The organism is Streptomyces sp. NPDC006235 (assembly GCF_040613735.1).
In the GTDB taxonomy this organism is placed as follows: Bacteria; Actinomycetota; Actinomycetes; order Streptomycetales; family Streptomycetaceae; genus Streptomyces.
Genome location: NZ_JBEXSR010000046.1, coordinates 49,447 through 68,268 on the forward strand (window position 1 = coordinate 49,447; position 18,822 = coordinate 68,268).

Annotated in this window: 16 protein-coding genes; 10 read left to right on the forward strand and 6 right to left on the reverse strand. The window is 72.2% G+C overall.

Features of this window, described 5'->3' with window-relative positions; translation table 11 throughout:
• Positions 1 to 123: 123 nt before the first annotated feature.
• Entirely contained in the window at positions 124 to 1,599 is a 1,476-nt protein-coding gene (locus tag ABZ192_RS36315) for a beta-1,6-galactanase (RefSeq protein WP_356928730.1), read from the reverse strand.
• A 252-nt stretch (positions 1,600 to 1,851) separates the two neighbouring features.
• Between ABZ192_RS36315 and ABZ192_RS36320 the strand changes: the two genes are divergently transcribed.
• From ABZ192_RS36320 to ABZ192_RS36330, 3 genes are all read left to right on the forward strand, one after another.
• Positions 1,852 to 2,148, forward strand: coding sequence for a DUF6412 domain-containing protein (locus ABZ192_RS36320; protein ID WP_356928731.1), 297 nt, complete (start codon positions 1,852 to 1,854; stop codon positions 2,146 to 2,148).
• Between the two features lie 90 nt (positions 2,149 to 2,238).
• Entirely contained in the window at positions 2,239 to 2,946 is a 708-nt protein-coding gene (locus ABZ192_RS36325) for a YidC/Oxa1 family membrane protein insertase (protein ID WP_356928732.1), read from the forward strand.
• 147 nt (positions 2,947 to 3,093) lie between these two features.
• Positions 3,094 to 3,951 (forward strand): fumarylacetoacetate hydrolase family protein, encoded by an 858-nt coding sequence (locus ABZ192_RS36330; protein ID WP_356928733.1) that lies wholly within the window; start codon positions 3,094 to 3,096, stop codon positions 3,949 to 3,951.
• Positions 3,952 to 4,028: 77 nt separating this feature from the next.
• Here the strand turns inward: ABZ192_RS36330 and ABZ192_RS36335 are convergent, their stop codons facing one another.
• The 3 genes from ABZ192_RS36335 to ABZ192_RS36345 form a co-directional block, all read right to left on the reverse strand.
• Positions 4,029 to 4,898 (reverse strand): LLM class F420-dependent oxidoreductase, encoded by an 870-nt coding sequence (locus ABZ192_RS36335; RefSeq protein WP_356928734.1) that lies wholly within the window; start codon positions 4,896 to 4,898, stop codon positions 4,029 to 4,031.
• 110 nt (positions 4,899 to 5,008) lie between these two features.
• Positions 5,009 to 5,530 carry a heme-degrading domain-containing protein gene (locus ABZ192_RS36340; protein WP_356928735.1) on the reverse strand — a complete coding sequence of 174 codons (522 nt, stop codon included), beginning with the start codon at positions 5,528 to 5,530 and terminating at the stop codon, positions 5,009 to 5,011.
• Entirely contained in the window at positions 5,527 to 6,615 is a 1,089-nt protein-coding gene (locus tag ABZ192_RS36345) for a Gfo/Idh/MocA family oxidoreductase (RefSeq protein WP_356928736.1), read from the reverse strand. The genes ABZ192_RS36340 and ABZ192_RS36345 overlap by 4 nt, the downstream gene beginning before the upstream one ends.
• A gap of 201 nt (positions 6,616 to 6,816) precedes the next feature.
• Here ABZ192_RS36345 and ABZ192_RS36350 point away from each other — a divergent pair, with 201 nt between their 5' ends.
• Complete coding sequence (locus ABZ192_RS36350) at positions 6,817 to 8,268, forward strand: ROK family protein (protein ID WP_356928737.1); 1,452 nt, start codon at positions 6,817 to 6,819, stop codon at positions 8,266 to 8,268.
• 177 nt (positions 8,269 to 8,445) lie between these two features.
• On the opposite strand, the gene ABZ192_RS36355 is transcribed toward ABZ192_RS36350, so the two are convergent.
• On the reverse strand, positions 8,446 to 9,288 hold the full coding sequence (locus ABZ192_RS36355) for a TetR/AcrR family transcriptional regulator (protein WP_356928738.1): 843 nt from the start codon (positions 9,286 to 9,288) through the stop codon (positions 8,446 to 8,448).
• A 145-nt stretch (positions 9,289 to 9,433) separates the two neighbouring features.
• Between ABZ192_RS36355 and ABZ192_RS36360 the strand changes: the two genes are divergently transcribed.
• The 6 genes from ABZ192_RS36360 (at position 9,434) to ABZ192_RS36385 (ending at position 14,504) form a co-directional block, all read left to right on the forward strand.
• Complete coding sequence (locus ABZ192_RS36360) at positions 9,434 to 9,652, forward strand: hypothetical protein (RefSeq protein ID WP_356928739.1); 219 nt, start codon at positions 9,434 to 9,436, stop codon at positions 9,650 to 9,652.
• A gap of 116 nt (positions 9,653 to 9,768) precedes the next feature.
• Entirely contained in the window at positions 9,769 to 10,602 is an 834-nt protein-coding gene (locus ABZ192_RS36365; RefSeq protein ID WP_356928740.1) for a hypothetical protein, read from the forward strand.
• A gap of 137 nt (positions 10,603 to 10,739) precedes the next feature.
• The gene (locus ABZ192_RS36370) at positions 10,740 to 11,519 is read left to right on the forward strand and encodes an HAD-IIA family hydrolase (RefSeq protein ID WP_020274149.1); all 780 of its coding nucleotides are present in this window, start codon (positions 10,740 to 10,742) and stop codon (positions 11,517 to 11,519) included.
• Between the two features lie 141 nt (positions 11,520 to 11,660).
• On the forward strand, positions 11,661 to 12,437 hold the full coding sequence (locus tag ABZ192_RS36375; protein ID WP_356928741.1) for a hypothetical protein: 777 nt from the start codon (positions 11,661 to 11,663) through the stop codon (positions 12,435 to 12,437).
• Between the two features lie 2 nt (positions 12,438 to 12,439).
• Positions 12,440 to 13,129 carry a class F sortase gene (locus ABZ192_RS36380; protein WP_356928742.1) on the forward strand — a complete coding sequence of 230 codons (690 nt, stop codon included), beginning with the start codon at positions 12,440 to 12,442 and terminating at the stop codon, positions 13,127 to 13,129.
• A 340-nt stretch (positions 13,130 to 13,469) separates the two neighbouring features.
• Positions 13,470 to 14,504 (forward strand): glycoside hydrolase family 6 protein, encoded by a 1,035-nt coding sequence (locus tag ABZ192_RS36385; RefSeq protein ID WP_356928743.1) that lies wholly within the window; start codon positions 13,470 to 13,472, stop codon positions 14,502 to 14,504.
• Here ABZ192_RS36385 and ABZ192_RS36390 read toward each other — a convergent pair whose 3' ends face one another.
• On the reverse strand, positions 14,505 to 18,713 hold the full coding sequence (locus ABZ192_RS36390) for a trypsin-like peptidase domain-containing protein (RefSeq protein WP_356928744.1): 4,209 nt from the start codon (positions 18,711 to 18,713) through the stop codon (positions 14,505 to 14,507).
• Positions 18,714 to 18,822: the final 109 nt, after the last annotated feature.

Below are 18,822 nucleotides of genomic sequence, written 5' to 3' on the forward strand. Positions count from 1 at the left end.
GTGACGAGCGTGAGAGATGCGCAGGCCAGACGCCTGGCCTGCGCGGGTTCCCCATGCTTGTCATCCCGGCTCTACAGATCGCCCCGAATCGACGCCATGGCAGCGGGCGGGCATGACAGCGGGCTAGAGGGTTACGCCGTCTATTTGTAGCGTTTGAACCGACTTTGCGGCGAAGGGGACGCTGACCGATTTGCCGGACAGGCGGATGTCCGAGCGCGGGGTGTAGAGGTCGCCGCCGCCCGTCGTCACCGTGTTCCAGCGGGGTACCGCGCCGTTCGTGCCGCCCGTCACCGTCGAGAAGCGGGAGAGGTCGAAGGTGAGGGTCTGGGCGGATGTGGACGTGTTCACCGCGACGATCACCAGGCGGCGGGACGACGCCGAGTACGCCGCGACCGCGTAGCTCACGCCCGTGTCCAGGATCGTCATGCCGGGGCGGATGTGGCGGCTGAACTGGGCCAGTACGTAGTGCTTCGTCTGGACCGTGGTCGGCTGGAGGGTGTTCGCGTCGTAGGCGATCATGGCCCAGCCCGTCGACGGGTCCATGACCTGCCAGTAGCACCACGCCGTGGGATGCAGCCAGCGGAAGTCGTAGCAGAGGTTCGACGCCATGGTCAGGCCCGTGCCGTCGCTGTCGCCCGTCTCGGAGTTCCACAGCTTCTTGCGGGACGTCGTCACCACGTCCGTGTAGAGGAGGTCGCGGCGGCCGCCCGAGCCCTGGTAACCGTGCACGTTGACCTGGGAGACCAGGGCCTTGGTGGACGAGTTGAAGGACGCCCAGGTGGAGCGGGCCGTGTCGTAGTTCGTTTCGTCCGACGCTGCGATGCGGAGGTTCGTCAGGCCGCGCTTGTCCAACTCGCTGCGCATGTACGGGAGTACGGCCGCCTGGACCGCGGGGTCCATGTGGCAGCCCTCCTGGGTGCCGGTCGCGGTCCACCAGGTGGAGGCCGGCTCGTTGAAGGGGTCGACCGTCGCGAAGTTCACGCCCCAGTTGTCGCGCGCGTACAGCGCCGTCGCCGCCAGGTGGGAGGCGTGCTGGCGGTAGTTCCAGGTCTGGAGGTTGTTGCCGCCGCCCGCCGCACCCGAGGGGTTGTGGTTGCTGCACATCCACCACATCGGCGAGTTGGCGAACAGCTCGGTGATCGCGCCCCGCTGGGTCGCCTTCACCAGCATCGCGCGCTGGTTGGCGTCCGCCGACCACTTCCAGGCCGAGGAGGCCGGGTCCTCGTTGTTCCAGTCCTGCCAGAAGCCCTCGATCTGCTTGAAGGCGGGGATGTTCGGCGACTTGACCATGGTTTCGCCGCCGACGCTGTTCCAGCTGCACGCGCCCAGGTTGTAGCGGGCGATGTTCAGGCCAAGGCCGGGGAGCGATCTGCCGTTGTACGTCACCGACTTGGTGGTGAAAAAGAGGTCCGCGAAGTCGTCCCGGGCGCCGAAGACGTTGGCCCACCAGGCGAGGGAGGTGCCCCAGCCCTCCCAGGTGCCGTACGTCGTCGAGGGGTTGACGGCGATGGTGGCGTCCGCGTGCGCGGTTCCTGTCGCCAGGGCGCTGCCGAGGAACGTACCGCCTGCTGCGGCCAGCAGGGATCTGCGTCGTATCACGGCTCCTCCGTAAAGGAATCGGGGCAGGCGCCGGTCCCCGGCCCGGCGTCGCGAGTGTTGTCCCGTTCATGGCGACGGGCTCATGGCATCGAGAAGCATCGGGTGCGGCGGGTGGGTTGTCGAGAGTTCTGACGAACCTTTCTCAAACCCGTGTACGAAGTCGCGGATTCGTTCGGCGGGGTGATGCTGTATAACGAACAGCAGGGCATACACACGTACGAGAGGAGGGGCAGCCGGATGAACGGTGGTCGGGTGACTCTGCGTCCCGCTCTCGCGCTGCTCTTCCTGCTCCTCGAGGTGGCGCTGCTCGACACCGGCAGCCTCTCCGCCACCGTCGCGCTCGCCGCGACCGCCGCGGCCTCCGCCGCCCTCGCGGTCTGCGCCGTCGTCGCCTCGCGCTGCGCGCCCACCGTGCCGCGCACCCGGGTGCGTACGGCCATCCGCGACCGGAATCGCCGCACGGCCTTCCTGCCCCAGCGCGATCCCGACGCCCGGGGGCGCACCCGGCCCCGCGCGCCTGGACACGCCCTCCGGGCGACCGTCGCGTAGGGACTCCACCGCTTTCCCGGTGACCCCGCGCGGGTCGTCATGCCGCCATGTCCCACTCCCGGCACGACGAGACCCCCGGAGGGCTCACCCATGTCCGTCTTCGCAAGCCTGGTCGAGCGACTCGCCGACCTCCTCCAGCCGCTGTTCGGCGCCTCCGCGGCCGCCGCCGCGATCGTCCTGTTCACCGCGCTCGTACGACTCCTCGTCCACCCCCTGTCCCGGGCCGCCGCGCGCGGCCAGAAGGCCCGCACCGCGCTCCAGCCGAAGATCGCCGAGCTGCGGAAGAAGCACGGGAAGAACCCCGAGAAGCTCCAGCGGGCCGTACTGGAGCTGCACGCCGAGGAGAAGGTGTCGCCGCTGGCCGGCTGCCTGCCCGGGCTGCTCCAGGTGCCCGCGTTCTTCCTGCTCTACCACCTGTTCTCCAGCGACACGATCGGCGGGCGGGCCAATGAGCTGCTCGACCACCAGCTGTTCGCCGCGCCGCTGGGGGAGCGGTGGGTGGACGCGCTGGACGGTGGTCTCCTCGGTGGGGCGGGGTTCGTGTACGCCGGGCTGTTCGTGGTCGTCGCCGGGGTCGCCGCGTTCAGCTACCGCCTCAGCAAGCGCATGATGGCCGCGAACCCGGCCCTCCCGGCCGGTGGCGAGCAGGTGGCGGGGCTCGGGGCGGTGACCAAGGTGATGCCCTTCATGTCCTTCTTCACGCTCGTCACCGTGGCGGTCGTGCCGCTGGCCGCCGCGCTGTACGTCGTGACCAGTACGACGTGGAGTGTCGTCGAGCGGGCTGTGCTGTACCGGTAGCCGGTCGGTGCGAGAGGTCCAGTACGTGAACTGGGTATTGCGGAGTGCACTCCCAGCTTGGAGGATCGACCAGTCCTCCGATGGCTGGCCCGCCGCATCCGGGTCGCAGGCCTCGGGCGGGCGCCCGCGATCGAGGGAGACGTGATCATGAAGCTGCTGCGAGTCGGTACGGCCGGGGCCGAGCGGCCCGCGCTGCTCGACGCCGACGGGACCCTGCGGGACCTGTCGGGCGTCGTGCCGGACATCGACGGTGCGCTGCTCGCGGACGACGCGGCGCTCGACCGCGTCCGTGCTGCCGCCGACGCCAGTGAGCTGCCCGCACTGGACGCCACCGGACTGCGGATCGGGCCGCCGCTGGGGCGGATCGGCAAGATCGTCTGCATCGGGCTGAACTACCACGACCACGCGCGCGAGACGGGTGCCGAGCCGCCCGGCGAGCCGGTCCTGTTCATGAAGGCGCCGGACACGGTGGTCGGGCCGAACGACACGGTGCTCGTGCCGCGCGCGTCCCGCAAGACCGACTGGGAGGTCGAGCTGGCCGTCGTCATCGGGCGTACGGCCAGGTACCTGGGGTCCGCGGAGGAGGGGCTCGCGCATGTCGCCGGGTACGCGGTCGCGCACGACGTGTCCGAGCGGGAGTTCCAGATCGAGCGGGGCGGGACCTGGGACAAGGGCAAGAACTGCGAGACGTTCAATCCGCTGGGGCCGTGGCTGGTGACGGCGGACGAGGTGCCGGATCCGCAGCGGCTGTCGCTGCGGCTGTGGGTCAACGGCGAGTTGAAGCAGGACGGGACGACGGCCGAGCAGATCTTCCCGGTGGGGGAGGTCGTGCGGTACCTCAGTCAGTTCATGACGCTGTACCCGGGCGATGTGATCAACACGGGGACGCCGGCGGGGGTGGCGCTGGGGGCGCCCGAGCCGAAGCCGTTCCTGCGGGCCGGGGATGTCGTGGAGCTGGAGATCGAGGGGCTCGGGCGGCAGCGGCAGGAGTTCAAAAACGCCTGAGGGGCGGAGAGCTGCGGAGCGTTCGCGACTGCGGGTTCGTCGTGGTTGTTCGCGCAGTTCCCCGCGCCCCTGAGGGGTCAGTCCAGCAGCACGGTTGCCAGGTCGCGCCACGCCTTCCTGGGCAGGGCGTCGCGCGGCTCGCCGTCCAGGACCTGGAGGGCGAGGTGGTCCGCTCCCGCCTCGAAGAAGGCGTCGATCTTGGCGCGGATCGCCGTCTCGTCGCCCCAGGCGAACAGGGCGTCGACGAGGCGGTCGCTGCCGCCGTCCGTCAGGTCGTCCTCGGTGAAGCCGTGCCGGAGGAAGTTGTTGGTGTAGTTCGGCAGCGGGAGGTAGATCTCGAGGAACTCGCGGGCCAGGGCGCGGGCGCGGGACGGGTCCGTCTCCGGGATGACGCCCAGCTCGGGGGCCAGCAGCGGGGCCTCTCCCAGGATCTCGCGGGCGTGCGCGGTGTGTTCCGGGGTGACCAGGTACGGGATCGAGCCCGCCGCCCGGTCGCGGGCCAGCCGCAGCGACTTCGGGCCCAGAGCGGCCAGGAGGCGGCGGTTGGCCGGCACTCCGGCGGCGTCCAGGCCGTCGAGGTGGGCGACGAGGGCCGAGTAGGGGCGGGAGTACTGCTCCACGCGCTTGGCGTGGCTCACCCCGAGGCCCAGCAGGAAACGCCCGGGGTGGGCCGCTTCCAGGTCCCCGAAGGCCGTGGCGGCGGCGTCCGGCTCGTGCTGCCAGATGCTCTGGATGCTCGTGCCGACGGTGAGCTTCGAGGTCGCCTCGATCAGCGGGGCGGCGTTGGCGGCGGAGCTGTTGCCGCCGAGCCACACGGCGCCGTAGCCGAGTTCCTCCAGTTCGGCGGCGGCCTCGGTGAGTTCGCCGCGCCGGTCCGGGTCCTCCGAGCGCAGGCCTACGCTCCAGATGCCGTACCGGCCGACGGTTTCCTTCAGGGCGGTGGTCATCGGTTGGGATCCCTCCGGTTGGGCGCCATGTTCGATCATGCGTACTGCAGGTGCCAACCGGAGGGGGCCGCCGATGATTCCGACAGCAACCAGCTGTCCAGGAACCGCAACTAGCCGTCCAGGAACCGCTCCAGGGCCTCGACGACGAACCGGTGGTCCTGGAGCTGCGGCAGCCCGGACACCGTCACCGCGCCGATCACGCCGACGCCCTCGACGGTGATCGGGAAGGAACCGCCGTGCGCCGCGTACGTGTCGGGGTCGAGGCGCGAGGACTCCTCGAACGTCGTGCCCTTGGCGCGGAAGCGGGCGCCCACCAGGTAGGAGGCGGAGCCGTAGCGCTCCACCACCCGGCGCTTGCGCTCGATCCAGGCGTCGTTGTCGGGGGTGGAGCCGGGCAGCGCCGCGTGGAACAGCTGCTGGCCGGCGCGGTGGATGTCGATCGCGACCGGGGCCTGGCGCTCCCGGGCCATGTCGACGAGGAGCGAGCCGAGTGCCCAGGCGTCGTCGTGGGTGAACTGGCGGAACACCAGGCGGCGTTCCTCCTTCTCCAGCTCCTCCAGACTCGGGGTGAGCTCCGGGTGGAACTTCGGGGTGAGCTCCTGGCTGTGCGAGGGGTTGCTCTTGTGGGTCACAGGGTCACCGTCACCTTCTCGCGGGCCGAACGACGGGCGGCTTCCAGTACGTCCAGGGCGGCGGCCGCCTCCAGGGCGGTCACCGGGTTCGGGGCCCCCTCCAGCAGGGCCTTCGCCACGGCCGCATAGTAAGCGGGGTAGTCGCCCGGGAGGGTGGGTTCGGGCCGGCCGCCTCCCGTGACCGGGGACTCGCCGGAGCCCACGCGGCCCCACAGCGACTCGGGCTCCGCGCCCCAGCCGGGCCCGGGGCGGTGGCCTTCGCGCAGGGCCGCCTCCTGGGGGTCGAGGCCGTACTTGACGTAGCCGGCGGCGGAGCCGAGGACGCGGAAGCGGGGGCCGAGCTGGGCGGTTGTCGCGGAGACGTAGAGGTGCGAGCGGACGCCGTTGGTGTGCGTGATGGCGATGAACGTGTCGTCGTCCGTCTCGGCGCCCGGGCGGCGGATGTCCGACTCCGCGTACACGGCGGCCGCCGGGCCGAAGAGGACCAGCGCCTGGTCGACGACATGACTGCCGAGGTCGTACAGCAGACCTCCGATCTCTGCGGGGTCGCCGGACTCCCGCCAGCCGCCCTTCGGCTTCGGACGCCAGCGCTCGAAGCGGGACTCAAAGCGCCAGACGTCACCCAACTCGCCCTCGGACAGCAGCTTGCGCAGGGTGAGGAAGTCGTTGTCCCAGCGGCGGTTCTGGAAGACGGAGAGGAGCAGTCCACGCTCCTCGGCCAGGGCGGCCAGCTCACGGGCCTCGGCCGCCGTGCCCGCGACGGGCTTGTCGACCACGACCGGCAGACCGGCCTGGAGCGCGGCGGTGGCGAGCGGCACGTGCGTCTTGTTCGGGGACGCGACGACGATCAGATCCAGCTCGGCGGCCCGGTCGAACAGCTCGTCCGGGCCGTCGGCGAGGCGCACGTCCGGGAACTCGGCACGGGCCTGCTGCTGCCGCTCCGGATTCGAGGTGACCACCGTGTCGAGGGCGAGGCCCTCGGTGGCGGCGATCAGCGGGGCGTGGAAGACGGAGCCGGCGAGGCCGTAACCGACGAGGCCGACGCGGAGGGGCGAGCCGGGGCTGCCGAGGGGTGTGCCAGTCATGGCACCCACTTTGGCAACGCTGTTGCCAAAGTGCAAGCGCCAGGGACAATGGAGGGCGTGGGCGTGAACAGGGCGGACGACCGTACGGGTGGAATGGGCGGAGTGGGCGGCATGCGCGGCGCCGCAGGGACATGGACCGGAGGGGCTGGGAGCGGAGGGGCAGGGAGGGGAGGGACAGGGAGCGGGGCGAATCTGCTCGCTTTGCGGAGCCACAACGCCGCGCTGGTGCTCGACCTGCTGCGGACGGCAGGGCCCGACGGCATCAGCCGGCTCGAACTCGCGGAGCGGACCGGCCTCACCCCCCAGGCGGTCAGCAAGATCACGGCCCGGCTGCGGGAGGACGGGCTCGCGGCGGAGGCGGGGCGCCGCGCGTCGACCGGGGGCAAACCGCGCACGGTGCTGCGGCTGGTGCCCGAGGCGGGGCACGCGGTGGGGGTCCACCTGGACCGGGACGAGGTCCGGGCCGTGCTCGTGGATCTGCGCGGGACGGTGGTGGGGGAGCGGCGGGCCGCGCTGGACCTGGGGGCGGGTGCGGGAGCGGTGCTGACGGCGGTGACGGATGCTGTGCGGGCGACGGTGGGGGAAGCCTGGCGGGGGGCGGGGGCGGAGGTTGACCGTGCGGCGGGGGCGGAGGCCGTGCGGGTGACTGGGGCGGGGGCTGGCCGTGCGTCGGAGGCGGAGGCTGGCCGTGCGTCGGAGGCTGGGGCTGTCCGTGCGGCGGAGATGGACGCTGCCAGGGCGACGGGGGCTGCGGCTGTCCGTGCGGCGGAGATGGACGCTGCCAGGGCGACGGGGGCGGGGGCTGTCCGTGCGTCGGAGGCTGGGGCCGTCCGGGCGACTTCCGGGCCGGCGGAGGCGGAGGCTCTCCGCGTGGCCGGGTCGGAGGCTGTCCGGGTGACGACGGCGGAGGCTCTCCGTGCGCCGGTGCCGGGCGCTGCCGGGGCCACGGTGGCCGAGGCGTTGCCCGCCGGGCCGCCGGCCCTCGCCCATGCCGGTTCCCTGCTCGGGGTGGGGGTGGCGCTGCCGGGGCCGCTCGACCACGTCCGGGGTGTGCTGCACCGGGTGACCGGATTCCCCGAGTGGGACGGCTTCCCGCTGCGGGAGGCGCTGGCGGAGCGGCTCGGCGTGCCGGTCGTCGTCGACAAGGACACCAACGCCGCGGCGGTCGGCCTGGCGGCCGGGGGCGAGGGCGGCTCCTTCGCGTATCTGCACCTCGGTACGGGGCTGGGGGCCGGTCTGGTGATCGGCGGGAGCGTGCACCGGGGAGCCAGGACCGGGGCCGGGGAGTTCGGCCACCAGGTGATCCAGCTGGACGGCCCGCCGTGCACCTGCGGCGACCGGGGCTGTGTGGAGGCGTTGTGCCTCGGTGCGGTGGCGCGCGGGGACGTGGAAGAGGCGGCACGGGTGCTGGGAGCGGGCGCGGCGAACCTGGTGGGCCTCCTGGACATCGACGTGGTGCTGCTGGGCGGCCGGACGGTGGCCGCGGCGCCGGAGGCGTTCGTGCGGGGAGTCGGGGCGGTACTGGGGGCGCGGGCGCGGCGGACGGGGGAGGACGCCGTGCCGGTGCGGGTCGCGCCGGGCGGGGAACGGGGCGTCGCGGTGGGCGCGGCTCAGCTGGTGCTGGGGCCGGTGTTCGGGCGGGGGGCCGGGTGAGGGGCGGGGGCGGGATCCGGTGAGGGGGCTGGACTTGGTGTGAGGGCCGGATTCCCTGTGGGAGGCGACTGCGAGGCGTGGGCCGGATTCGCAGTGTGGGCCGGGTTCGCCGTTCGGGCCTGGTTCGGCGTGTGGGCGGGGTCCGGCATGTGGACCGGATTCGCTCCACCGGTCGTATCAGCTGCAGCGCTCGTGATTCGCTGCAACGGTCGTGTTCGCTGCAGTGCTCGTATGCGCCGTAACGGCCGGATTCCGCCCGGGCGCCCCCGCGGTGTCCGGGAAGATCCGCCCCAGGTGGTACTCCAGCACCGTACGTACGTCCGCGAGTGAGCGGCGGCCGTGCAGCACGTCCAGGCCCAGCCCGACCGCTCCCGACACCAGCAGGTCGGCCTCGCGCACCCGGTCGATGCCCGGCGCGGTGCTCCCCGCCGCCTCACCCACCCCGATGATGTCCGCGACGAGCCGTTCCAGCGGCTGCTCGGCGGTCAGGAAGACCTCGGCGAGCACGGGATCGGTGAGGCTCCGCGCGTAGTACGCCGTGAACACCCGCAGGGCGAAGGCGCGTTGCTCGTCCAACGGCAGGAACTCGTCCAGCACCGCCCGCAGCAGCGCGCAGGGCTCTGTCATGTCGTACGGAATACGCTCCTGGGCCAGCCGTTCGTTCTCCTCGTGCAGCAGCCGCAGCGCGTCGACCATCAAGGCGTGCTTGGAGTCGAAGTGGTACTGCACGACCCGCAGCGACACCCTGGCCTCCGCCGCGATCCTGCGCATGCTCGCCGCGTCCAGCCCCTGCTCGGCCGCGATGCGCCACACCGCCTCGGCGATCCGGCGGCGCTGCCGTGCCCGGACGTCCGTCGGCCGGGGCGCGGGCGGAGTGCCCGGAGCGGGCAGCGGCTGCCGGCGCCGGCGGTACGCCCGGGCCTGACAGCTCCGGGAGCAGTAGATGGGCGGGCGGCCCCGGCTCGAACGGAGCGTGGGCTTGCCGCACACCGGGCACGCCCGTTTCTTTTCGTCACGCACGCCTTCACGATAGCGCGCTGAAGAAGTGTGACGTAATGCCGGAAACCAGCTTCGGTTATGGGCTTGAACCCTCCATCTGATTGATACGTTCGTAACGTCAGCACACGCACTCCTGCGCCCACCTCTCCCCCCGGAAGGGAAGTCCATGAAGTACGACGTCCTACAGGTCCTCGGCATGGTGATGCTGGTCGTCTGCGCCCAGGCGCTCGTCCGGCTCCTCGTCGACAACGATGACCGGGGGCTGCTGGACGGGCTCCCCGGAGGGTTCCTCCCCACGCTGCTGGCCTACGCGGTTCTCACCGCCGCCGGTGTGCTCCTGACCGGCTGGGCCCACTCGCGTGCGAAGGCGCTGGGGCGGCGCTGAGGATGCTGTCCGGTCGCCTGAGGTGTGCGCCGACCGGGCGGATCCGTGCCGCCGTTCGGGGGCCTTCCCGGCGACGTCGGCTCGCTTTCGGCTCCATCCGGCAATGTCACATCTCCATGCGACCCTGCACGCCCGCTCACCTCTGCCTCGCGGCGGCAGCCGCCGTTCTGCTCGCCGGGGCTCCTCCGGCGTACGCGGACGAGCCGGCGCCCGACTGTGCCGCGCCCGACGACCACACCTTTCCGCTCACCACCCGCATCCACGGCGGGCCCGGCGCCTACGAGGCCGGGGGCGGGTTCGGGACCTGGTACGTCGAGCTGGCCAACACGACCGACCGGCCGTGCACCGGAATCCACCCCGTCGTCGTGCTCGTCGACGACAAGCGGGCGCTGGAGCCGTCGCAGCCCCGGCTGGAGTTCTTCGAGGGGACGCGGGCCCACCCCGTGCGGTTCGAGAAGACAGACGAGGACGAGCTCATCGGGGCGTTCGCCGACGACGAGGACCGCTTCGCCGGGTTCACCGTCGGGCCGGGCAGGACCGTCTCCGTGAAGGTGCGGCTCGCGGTCACCTCGGACGCCGTACCGAACAAGGTCACCGTCAACGCCGCCGTGGTGCAGCGGCACGACGACGACGGCGACTGGGTCGGACAGTCGAACGACTACCGCTTCGGCATCGGCGGTGACGGGCCGATCGACGGGGGCGAGCCGGAGATCGACGGCGGTACCGACTCCCAGCCCGACTCCCAGCCCGACTCCGACCCCGACCCCGACCCCGACCCCGACTCCGAGGCCTCCGTCCCGCCCCGCGAGGACCGTCTCCCGTTCGCCGAGGAACTCGCCCATTCGGGAAGCGGCGACCAAGTCGCCGTGGCCGCCGTGGCCGCCGTGGCCGCCACGGCGATGCTGCTCGCCGGGGGCGCGGCACTGCTCCTCGCGCGGCGGCGCCGCTGAGCCTCTGAGCCGCTGAGGAGCCGTCCCGCCTGTCGGGACTCCGTACACGGGCCATTCCCCAAGATCCGGCCACTGTTTAGGCTGGGGAACCCGGCCCCAAGGCGCACGCTGCACGCGTACGGCAGGAGATCCCGCACATGGCAGACCGCAAGCCCATCGAGTCGTGGCTCACCGACATGGACGGTGTACTCATCCACGAGGGCGTCCCGATCCCCGGCGCCGACGCCTTCCTCAAGAAGCTGCGCGAGTCCGGGAAGCCCTTCCTCGTCCTCACCAACAACTCGATGTACACCCCGCGCGACCTGCACGCCCGGCTGCGTCGCATGGGCCTGGACGTGCCGATCGAGAGCATCTGGACCTCGGCCCTGGCCACCGCCCAGTTCCTGGACGACCAGCGGCCGGGCGGGTCGGCGTACGTCATCGGCGAGGCCGGCCTGACCACCGCGCTGCACGACATCGGCTACATCCTGACCGACCACGAGCCGGACTACGTCGTCCTCGGCGAGACCCGCACGTACTCCTTCGAGGCCATGACGAAGGCGGTGCGGCTCATCCTCGGCGGCGCCCGTTTCATCTGCACCAACCCCGACGAGACGGGCCCGTCCACCGAGGGCCCGCTGCCCGCGACCGGCGCGGTGGCCGCGCTGATCACCCAGGCGACCGGCAAGAAGCCGTACTTCGCGGGCAAGCCCAACCCGCTGATGATGAGGACCGGGCTGAACGCCATCGGGGCGCACTCCGAGAGCAGCGCGATGATCGGCGACCGCATGGACACGGACGTGCTGGCGGGCATGGAGGCCGGGATGCAGACGTTCCTGGTGCTCACCGGCCTGACCAGGCCCGACCAGGTCGAGGGCTTCCCGTACCGGCCGTCGCAGGTCGTGGACTCCATCGCGGACCTCGTCGACCGGGTCTGAGCCCGGGAGCAGCGGGCCCCCGGGCCCGTGGCAGCGGGCCGGAGCTCAAACCCGTCGCCACCCGTACGGAGCAGTCGCCGCGTCCCTGAGGATGCGGTGACCCATCGTGCGGGGGAGGCTCCAGGCGTCTGGAGGTTCACGATGGGTTCCCTGAGAGTCACTGTCTGTACGAGCGTCCTGGTCGCGGCCGCCCTCACCCCGGCGGCGTACGCGGCGGACGCAGGGGGCGTCGCGGTGACCCCGGCGACCCCCGCGCCCGGCAGTGACGTCACGCTCCGCGTGACCGGCTGTGCGGAGAGAACGGCCGTCGCCCGCTCGGCGGCGTTCGTCGCGGACGCGCGGCTCACCGTCACCGACGGTGACCTCGTCGGCGAGAGCCGCGTCCGCTCCACCCTCGACGCGGGGACGTACGCCGTGCAGGTCCGCTGCGGGGACGCCGAACGGGCCGGCACGTTCACCGTCCGGGAAGGTGACGGACGGCGGCGGTCGGCGTCCGGGACGGACGAGTCTTCGTCGTCCCCGCCCGTCTTCGCCGGGACCGGCGGCCTGCCTGCCGCACCCGGGACGGGCGGCCGGCCCCCCGCACCCGGCACCGTGGGTCAGCCGCCCGTGCCCGAGGGCGGTGGGCAGTCGTCCGCGCCCGGCGAAGACGGCGAAGACGGGGACGGTGCCGGTGACGGGCAGCGGTCCACGCCCGGGGGAGACGAGGAGCAGTCCGCCTTCCGGCGGCCGGGCGCGCACCCCTCGCCCGTGGCCCCGGTCCGGGCGGGCGGTGGTGGCGCGGCGGACCTCGTCGCCGCCGAGGACCGCGGGGCCGGTCCCGGCACGGCACAGGGCGTGACCGGCCTGGTGCTCGCGGGCGTCGCCGCGGTGGTCGTCGCGCTGGGCGGTGTCCGCCGCAGCCGTGGAACGGACTGACCATGTCCGAACACGATCGAGAACAGGAACGCATCAAGGGCCGCTCCTCCGGCACCGGCCGTCTGCTGGCCGGCGTGACCTGGGTGGCGCTGCTGCTCGGGCTGTGGCTGTGGGGCCGCGAGGTCACCGACGTACGGCACGGCATATCCGCCCCTACGACCGGTGACATGGCGGCGGCCGGACGTCCCCCGGACGTGAAACTGCCGCCCGAGCACCGCCCGTTGGGCGACGCGCTGCCCCAGCGCGTCGACATCCCCGGGCTCGGGGTGCAGGCGCCCGTGGTGGCGCGGGGACTGGACGCGCGCGGCGCGCTCGATCCGCCCCCGTACGACCAGCCGGGCGTGGTCGGCTGGTACGCGGGCGGCGTGGCACCCGGGGCGCCGGGCACCGCGCTGATGGTCGGTCACGTCGACACCGACACCCGGCCCGCCGTCTTCTACAAGGTCAGCGCCATGCGTCCGGGCCAGACGATCCGGGTGATCCGGGCCGACGCCAAGGTCGCGGAGTTCACCGTCGAGTCCGTCCAGGTCCTCACCCGCGACCACTTCGACGCCCACCAGGCCTACGGCCCCCGCGAGGCGGGCCGTGCCGAACTGCGGCTGGTCACCTGCGGCGGCAGCTTCGACCGTACGACCCGCAGCTACACGGCGAACGTGGTGGTGTCGGCGTACCTGACGGGCACGGGCCTGTAGGGCCTGTCGCGGCCCCGGGCGCCCACCCAGCCCGGTCGACGACTCGCTCCCCCTGAAGTCGCCGACCGGGCTGGTCCTCGACCGCGCGCACGGGCTGCGGGAGTAACCCGGCGAGCTGCGCGGGAGGGCGCGGGAGCCACGGTGGGTGAAGCTCTGGCCGGAGGCCGGGCCCTGCTGAGAAGACTCTAGAACCAATGGGCCGCCCGGGCCTAGAGGTTGGATAACGTCAAGTCCCGGCTCGGTGGCTCTGCGTCACGGGTGCAGGTGGGCTTTGCTCCCACGGGAGCTGCGCGACGTATGTCAGGATTGAGACTTAACAGTGTGCCCAAGGGGGAGTTGGATGTACGGCAACAGGGGGGTAGGGACAGCCGCCGGAAGGCGGGTGTCCGCAGCGGTGCTGGGGGCGGCACTGCTGATCGCGGGCTGTTCCTCCGGTGACGGAGGGGACGGGGCGGACGGAGCCGACGCGGGCGCCGGAATCACTCAACAGCCCAAGGAAAAGGCCCCGTTCTGGGTCAATCCGGATGGCACGGCGGCCCAGCAGGTCGCCGCCTTGGAGAAGACCGGCAAGAAGCAGGACGCCGAGCACCTCCGCAAGATCGCCGAGCAGCCGGTCGCCGAGTGGATCGGCCCGGACAACCCGCGGGAGCAGACCAAGGGGTTCACCGAGGCCGCCGACAAGGCCGGCCGTACGGCACTGCTCGTGCTGTACAACATCCCGCACCGCGACTGCGGCCAGTACTCGCAGGGCGGAGCCGCCGACGGCAACGCCTACCGCCAGTGGCTCGACGGCGTGGCGGCGGGCATCGGCGACCGCTCCGCCACGGTCATCCTCGAACCGGACGCGCTGTTGCACCTGGTGGACGGCTGCACCCCGGAGCAGTTCCACGAGGAGCGCTACGACCTCCTCAAGGGTGCCGTCAGCAAGCTCAAGTCCCTGAAGAACACGAAGGTCTACCTGGACGCGGGCAACGCCGGCTGGAAGAACCCCGACCAGATCTTCGAGCCGCTGAAGTGGGCCGGCATCGACCAGGCCGACGGCTTCTCCGTCAACGTCTCCAACTTCTACTCCACCGAAGACTCCATCGCCTACGGCAAGCAGCTCTCCGCCAAGGTCGGCGGCAAGCACTTCGTCATCGACACCAGCCGCAACGGCAAGGGTCCCTACACTCAGGGCAACCCGGACGAGCGCTGGTGCAACCCGCCCGGCCGGGCCCTCGGGGAGACGCCGACGACGAAGACGGCGGACCCGCTGGTCGACGCGTACCTGTGGGTCAAGCGGCCGGGCGAGTCGGACGGCGAGTGCAAGGGCGGCCCCAAGGCGGGCCAGTGGTGGTCGGACTACGCGCTGAAGCTGGCCAGGGCGAGTTCCTGACTAGAGGGCCGGGCACACGTCGGCGACCAGATCGGGCTCGACGGCCAGTTCCTTCTCGTCCTCGGTCAGCTCCCGCCCCGCCAGGGCGCACAGCCGGTCCATCCACCGCTCGGGTTCGAGGGGGATCACGGAGGTGCGCGAGCCGTCGACGATCGTGAGGGACTTGCCGTCGGTGCTCGGTGAGAGGACCGAGCCGTAGCCCACGTAGTAGCGGTAGGTGTCCTGGCGCTTGTCGATGTCCCAGACGACCTGTTCACCGGCGGCGGTGGTCGTGTGGAGCAGGCGGTCGCCGAGGAAGCGGCCGAGGTAGTAGACGCCGTTGCTGGTGAGATCCTGCCGCCACGTCTTCTTCTGTACGTCCCGCAGGCGTACCCGGCCACCGGCGTCCTGCACGGCGAGGAACTTCCCCTCGGGGGAGAGGGCGAACGACCGGACCGACCGGTCCCCGCCCTCCCTCTTGATCCACCGCTTGAACTCACCGGTGGTGAAGTCCCAGACGCCGATCTCGCCCACCGTCCGCACCACCGCCTGCGGTTTTCCCGGTACGGCGGTGGCGAAGGTGCCGGTCGCCTCGTTGGCGAGCTGGGCCCGCTCCTGGACGGGAGGCCGGTAGATCTCACCGACCGTCTTGCCCGTGTCGAGATTCCAGCGGGAGACGTACGACAGCCCCGAGATCACGGCGTGGTCGTCGTCGGAGAAGCTCAGGTTGATCCAGGACGGGACGAGCCCCGTCTGCGGATCCGCCCCGGAAGCCGTGATGTCGGGAGGGGCCGGCAGTTCGAGGACGTGCTCCTCCGTCAGGGAAGAGCCGTCGATCCGCCAGACGAGGACCGTCCGCTCGTCCTGGGCGATGGTCAGCATCCGTCGCCCGTCCGGGCTGAAGGCGGCGTAGAGCCGGGCCAGCGGCCGGGACGGGCGCGCGGTCGCCAGGAGCCGGTGGTCGGCCAGGTTCCACAGTTGCAGTCCGCTGCCGCTGGTGTCGACGACCGCCATTCTGCCGCTCGGTCCGTCCGGTGTGCGGATGCGGTTGACCAGCGAGTTGGAGTCGAAGGACGTGGGCGGCTCGACGCGTACGGTGACGATGCTTCCGCCGACGGAGACGGCGGCGCGCAGGTCGTCCGGAGAGCCGGCCAGCGCGACCGCCGGAGCGAAGGAGCGGCCGGTGATGTTCTGGTCCTCGGGGGCCGCGGCAGGGGTGTCGAAGGTGGCCGGCCAGCCCTTGTCCAGGTCGATGAGGAGGAAGCGCATCCGGCCCAGGTCGCTGCCGATGCGCCCGGTGGGATTGACCAGGTAGCGGCCCGTGGCGTCGAGGCGGGGCGTGTGGAGCGGACACAGCCCCTGAAAGGCGGTGTTGCTCCAGCTCTGGAAGCGCCGGGGCGTGGTGCCCAGCCGCCACGCTTCGAGTGAGCCCTGCTCGGTACAGGTGACCAGGACGCGGCCGTTGCCGCTGACCGTGGCGGCGGCGGTGGCGCGCTCTTCCCAGGGGCGGCGCAACGAACCCCGGTCGAGGTCCCAGGCGACCAGTCGGCCCCGTACGTCGTCCGCTTCCGCCCCGGAGGGCACGATCCGTGCCACGACCGTGTCGTCCGCGGCGAACCAGGCCTGCGCCGCGTCCCAGCCGCGCGGCGGGGCCAGGGTGCGGCCCGTGCGGCGGCCGTCGTCCGCGTTCCACATGAGCACGCCCTCACGGGGGATCGCGGCGAGGATCCGCTTCCTGTCCCCGTCGAAGCGCAGGTCGTTGGCGGCACGCGGGTTCTTCTCCACGGCCTCGCCCTCGCGCAGGGCAATGATCCGGAACTTCTCCGGGTCGGAGGAGAGCGGTACGCCGAGGGAGATCAGACCCCAGTCGCTCGCCCGGGCCACCCTCCGCCCGTCGGCCGACACGGCGATCCGTTCGGTGTCCTGCCGTTTCGAGAACAGGAAGGGCTTGGGCCGTTTCTTCCCGCGCAGGTCCAGCCGCACGAAGTCGCCGTTGGCCAGCACGGTGTAGGCGAACGAACCGTCGTCCGTGAGGGCGATGTCCTCGACGTCGTTATGCCCCTCCATCACGACCCGCTCCACGTCCTGCGACCGCAGATACTGCGCGAGCAGCGCGGAACGCGCGTCCGGGCGGGCCTCGGCCCGGTACGCCCCGACCGTGTACAGCGCGGAGGCCGTCAACGACGTGCCGTCGAGACTCGCGGCCTGCCGCGCCAGCCGGTCGGACGCCAGCCGCCGCTGCTCCGTCAGCAGGTTCAGATACAGCACGGACACCACCGTGGCCGCCACCACGGCCAGCACCGTGACCACGGCCCACAGCGCCCGCAGATACCGCTTGCGGCGCTCGGACCTCGCGGTCTCCTGCTCCTTGCGCGCCCGCAGCCCGGCACTCGCCTCGACGAACTCCCGGTCCTCGTCCGTCAGTTCGGCAGCCCGCCGCGCGAGCCACCCTTCCGCCACCGACAGCGCCGGATCCTCCAGCAGCAGCCCGTCGGGCCGCCCTGCCCGCAACCAGCGGGCGCGGTCGTAGCGCAGTTCACCGCGCCAGGTGAGGAACGTACGGTCCTTTTCCAGCTGCTGCGCGAGCGGCTGCCAGTGTTCGATGAGGGCCTCGTGGGCCAGCTCGACCGTCTCGCCCCGCTCGGGGTCCGCGCCCAGCACCAGGACCCGGGCCTCGGCGAGTGCGCGGGCGATGGCCCACTGCTCCTCGCCGGCGTCGCGGCGGGCGAGCCGGGCGCGCAGGGGCGTGGCGCTGCCGGGCGGGATCCGCACCAGCGCGCGCAGCAGCCCGGTCGCGGCATCCTCCGCCGCTCCCCGCAGCGCCCGCTGCCACGCGGAGTCCGCCCTGCTGCTCAGCACCCCGCCGAGGCCGCCGAGTTCGCGGTAGGTGTCGAGGCGCAGCCGGCCGCCGACCTGCCGTTCCCACAGGGTCGTCAGGACGAAGCCGAGCAAGGGCAGGGCTCCCGGCCGGCCCGCCGCGTCCTCGATGAGCCGGTCGGCCAGTCCGCTGTCGTACTCCACGCCTGGGAAGGCCCGCAGGGGCAGCCGGACCACCTCGGTGAGCTGCTCGCGGGTCATCAGGCCCAGCTGGTGCGCGGGCGCTCCGCCGACCAGCCGGCTCAGCTCCGGGTGGCGCAGGACCGCGTCCTGGAAGTCGGTCCGCAGCGCGACCAGGACCGCCACCCCGGGGTGCCGGCAGGCGTCGAGGAGGGCGTCCACCAGGGTGCGCAGCTCCTCCTCGGGGCGCAGCAGCAGCGCCTCCGCCTGGTCGAGGGCCAGTACGAGTCCGCGAGCCGAGCGGTGGGTCCGCAGTGCCTCGCGGATCGCCGCGGCGTCGGGTTGACGGCCCTCCGCGCGCAGGGGGACGACCTCCACGTCCTGCTCCTGCAGACGGGGCAGGACGCCCGCCAGGAGGAGGGAGGACTTGCCCGAGCCGGAGGGGCCGGTCAGTGTCACACAGCCCTCGGGTGACCCGTGCGGGCAGAGCAGGTCGACGACCGCGGTGATGTCCTCGTCCCGGCCGAAGAAGTGCGCGCTGTGCTCCTCGGTGTACGGGCGCAGGCCCGGGAACGGGGAGTCGGGCGCGAGCAGTCGGGCCAGATCCGGGAGTTCGTCGAGGACCGTGCGGGTCGGGATGCAGAAGGCCTGCCCGCGGTGCGCCGGTGAGATCGAGGCGACGATGCCGACCACGGCACTTAGGTCCTCGTCCCACACGGCGGAGCCGCTGAAGCCGGGCTGGATCGGGTCCGACTGCCCGTCGAGCGGCGACATCTGAAGCCGGCCCGTGCCGGTCCGGGCGCGCAGCCGGGCGGTGTGCCAGCCGCCGCCGGTGTCGTCCCTGGGCAGTCCGAAAACGATGGCTCTGTGGTCCCAGACGTCCCGGGGCGCCACCATCAGGACCGGCCGGGCCTCGGGAAGCGGGCGGGACAGGGACAGCACGGCGACGTCCCCGGTGCCGTTGGCGCGTACGGGCACCCAGTCGAGGACGACGGCATCCACCGGCTCGCCCTCGCGCAGGACCAGGCGGACACCGAGGGGCCCGTCGGGGCGTTCCTCCTGGCGGGCCGGCCGTTGCGAGGCCTCCAGGACGACATGGGCGCAGGTCAGCACGAGGGTGGGCGCGATGAGCACGCCCAGGCCGCCGATGTGCCCGCCCGTTCCCGTGACCTGGACGGTCGCGGCGGCCAGGACGTCCTCGGCCACCGGGTCCGACGTGGTCGACTCGGTCATCTCCCGTTTCCCCCGCCACCGTTGACCACACGCGTTACCGATGTCGTACCGAGAGCACACCAGATGCCGTGTGCAGGTCAAGCGTGTTTCCCGTCAGTGGCCGGGCACG

What these genes read in the sequence shown, in the direction of transcription:
- ABZ192_RS36380 (WP_356928742.1), top strand. Translation starts at nt 12,440, where the DNA reads ATGTCCGAACACGATCGAGAACAGGAACGCATCAAGGGCCGCTCCTCC.
- ABZ192_RS36345 (WP_356928736.1), bottom strand. Translation starts at nt 6,615, where the DNA reads ATGACTGGCACACCCCTCGGCAGCCCCGGCTCGCCCCTCCGCGTCGGC.
- ABZ192_RS36370 (WP_020274149.1), top strand. Translation starts at nt 10,740, where the DNA reads ATGGCAGACCGCAAGCCCATCGAGTCGTGGCTCACCGACATGGACGGT.
- ABZ192_RS36375 (WP_356928741.1), top strand. Translation starts at nt 11,661, where the DNA reads ATGGGTTCCCTGAGAGTCACTGTCTGTACGAGCGTCCTGGTCGCGGCC.
- ABZ192_RS36385 (WP_356928743.1), top strand. Translation starts at nt 13,470, where the DNA reads ATGTACGGCAACAGGGGGGTAGGGACAGCCGCCGGAAGGCGGGTGTCC.
- ABZ192_RS36335 (WP_356928734.1), bottom strand. Translation starts at nt 4,898, where the DNA reads ATGACCACCGCCCTGAAGGAAACCGTCGGCCGGTACGGCATCTGGAGC.
- ABZ192_RS36330 (WP_356928733.1), top strand. Translation starts at nt 3,094, where the DNA reads ATGAAGCTGCTGCGAGTCGGTACGGCCGGGGCCGAGCGGCCCGCGCTG.
- ABZ192_RS36365 (WP_356928740.1), top strand. Translation starts at nt 9,769, where the DNA reads ATGCGACCCTGCACGCCCGCTCACCTCTGCCTCGCGGCGGCAGCCGCC.
- ABZ192_RS36390 (WP_356928744.1), bottom strand. Translation starts at nt 18,713, where the DNA reads ATGACCGAGTCGACCACGTCGGACCCGGTGGCCGAGGACGTCCTGGCC.
- ABZ192_RS36360 (WP_356928739.1), top strand. Translation starts at nt 9,434, where the DNA reads ATGAAGTACGACGTCCTACAGGTCCTCGGCATGGTGATGCTGGTCGTC.
- ABZ192_RS36325 (WP_356928732.1), top strand. Translation starts at nt 2,239, where the DNA reads ATGTCCGTCTTCGCAAGCCTGGTCGAGCGACTCGCCGACCTCCTCCAG.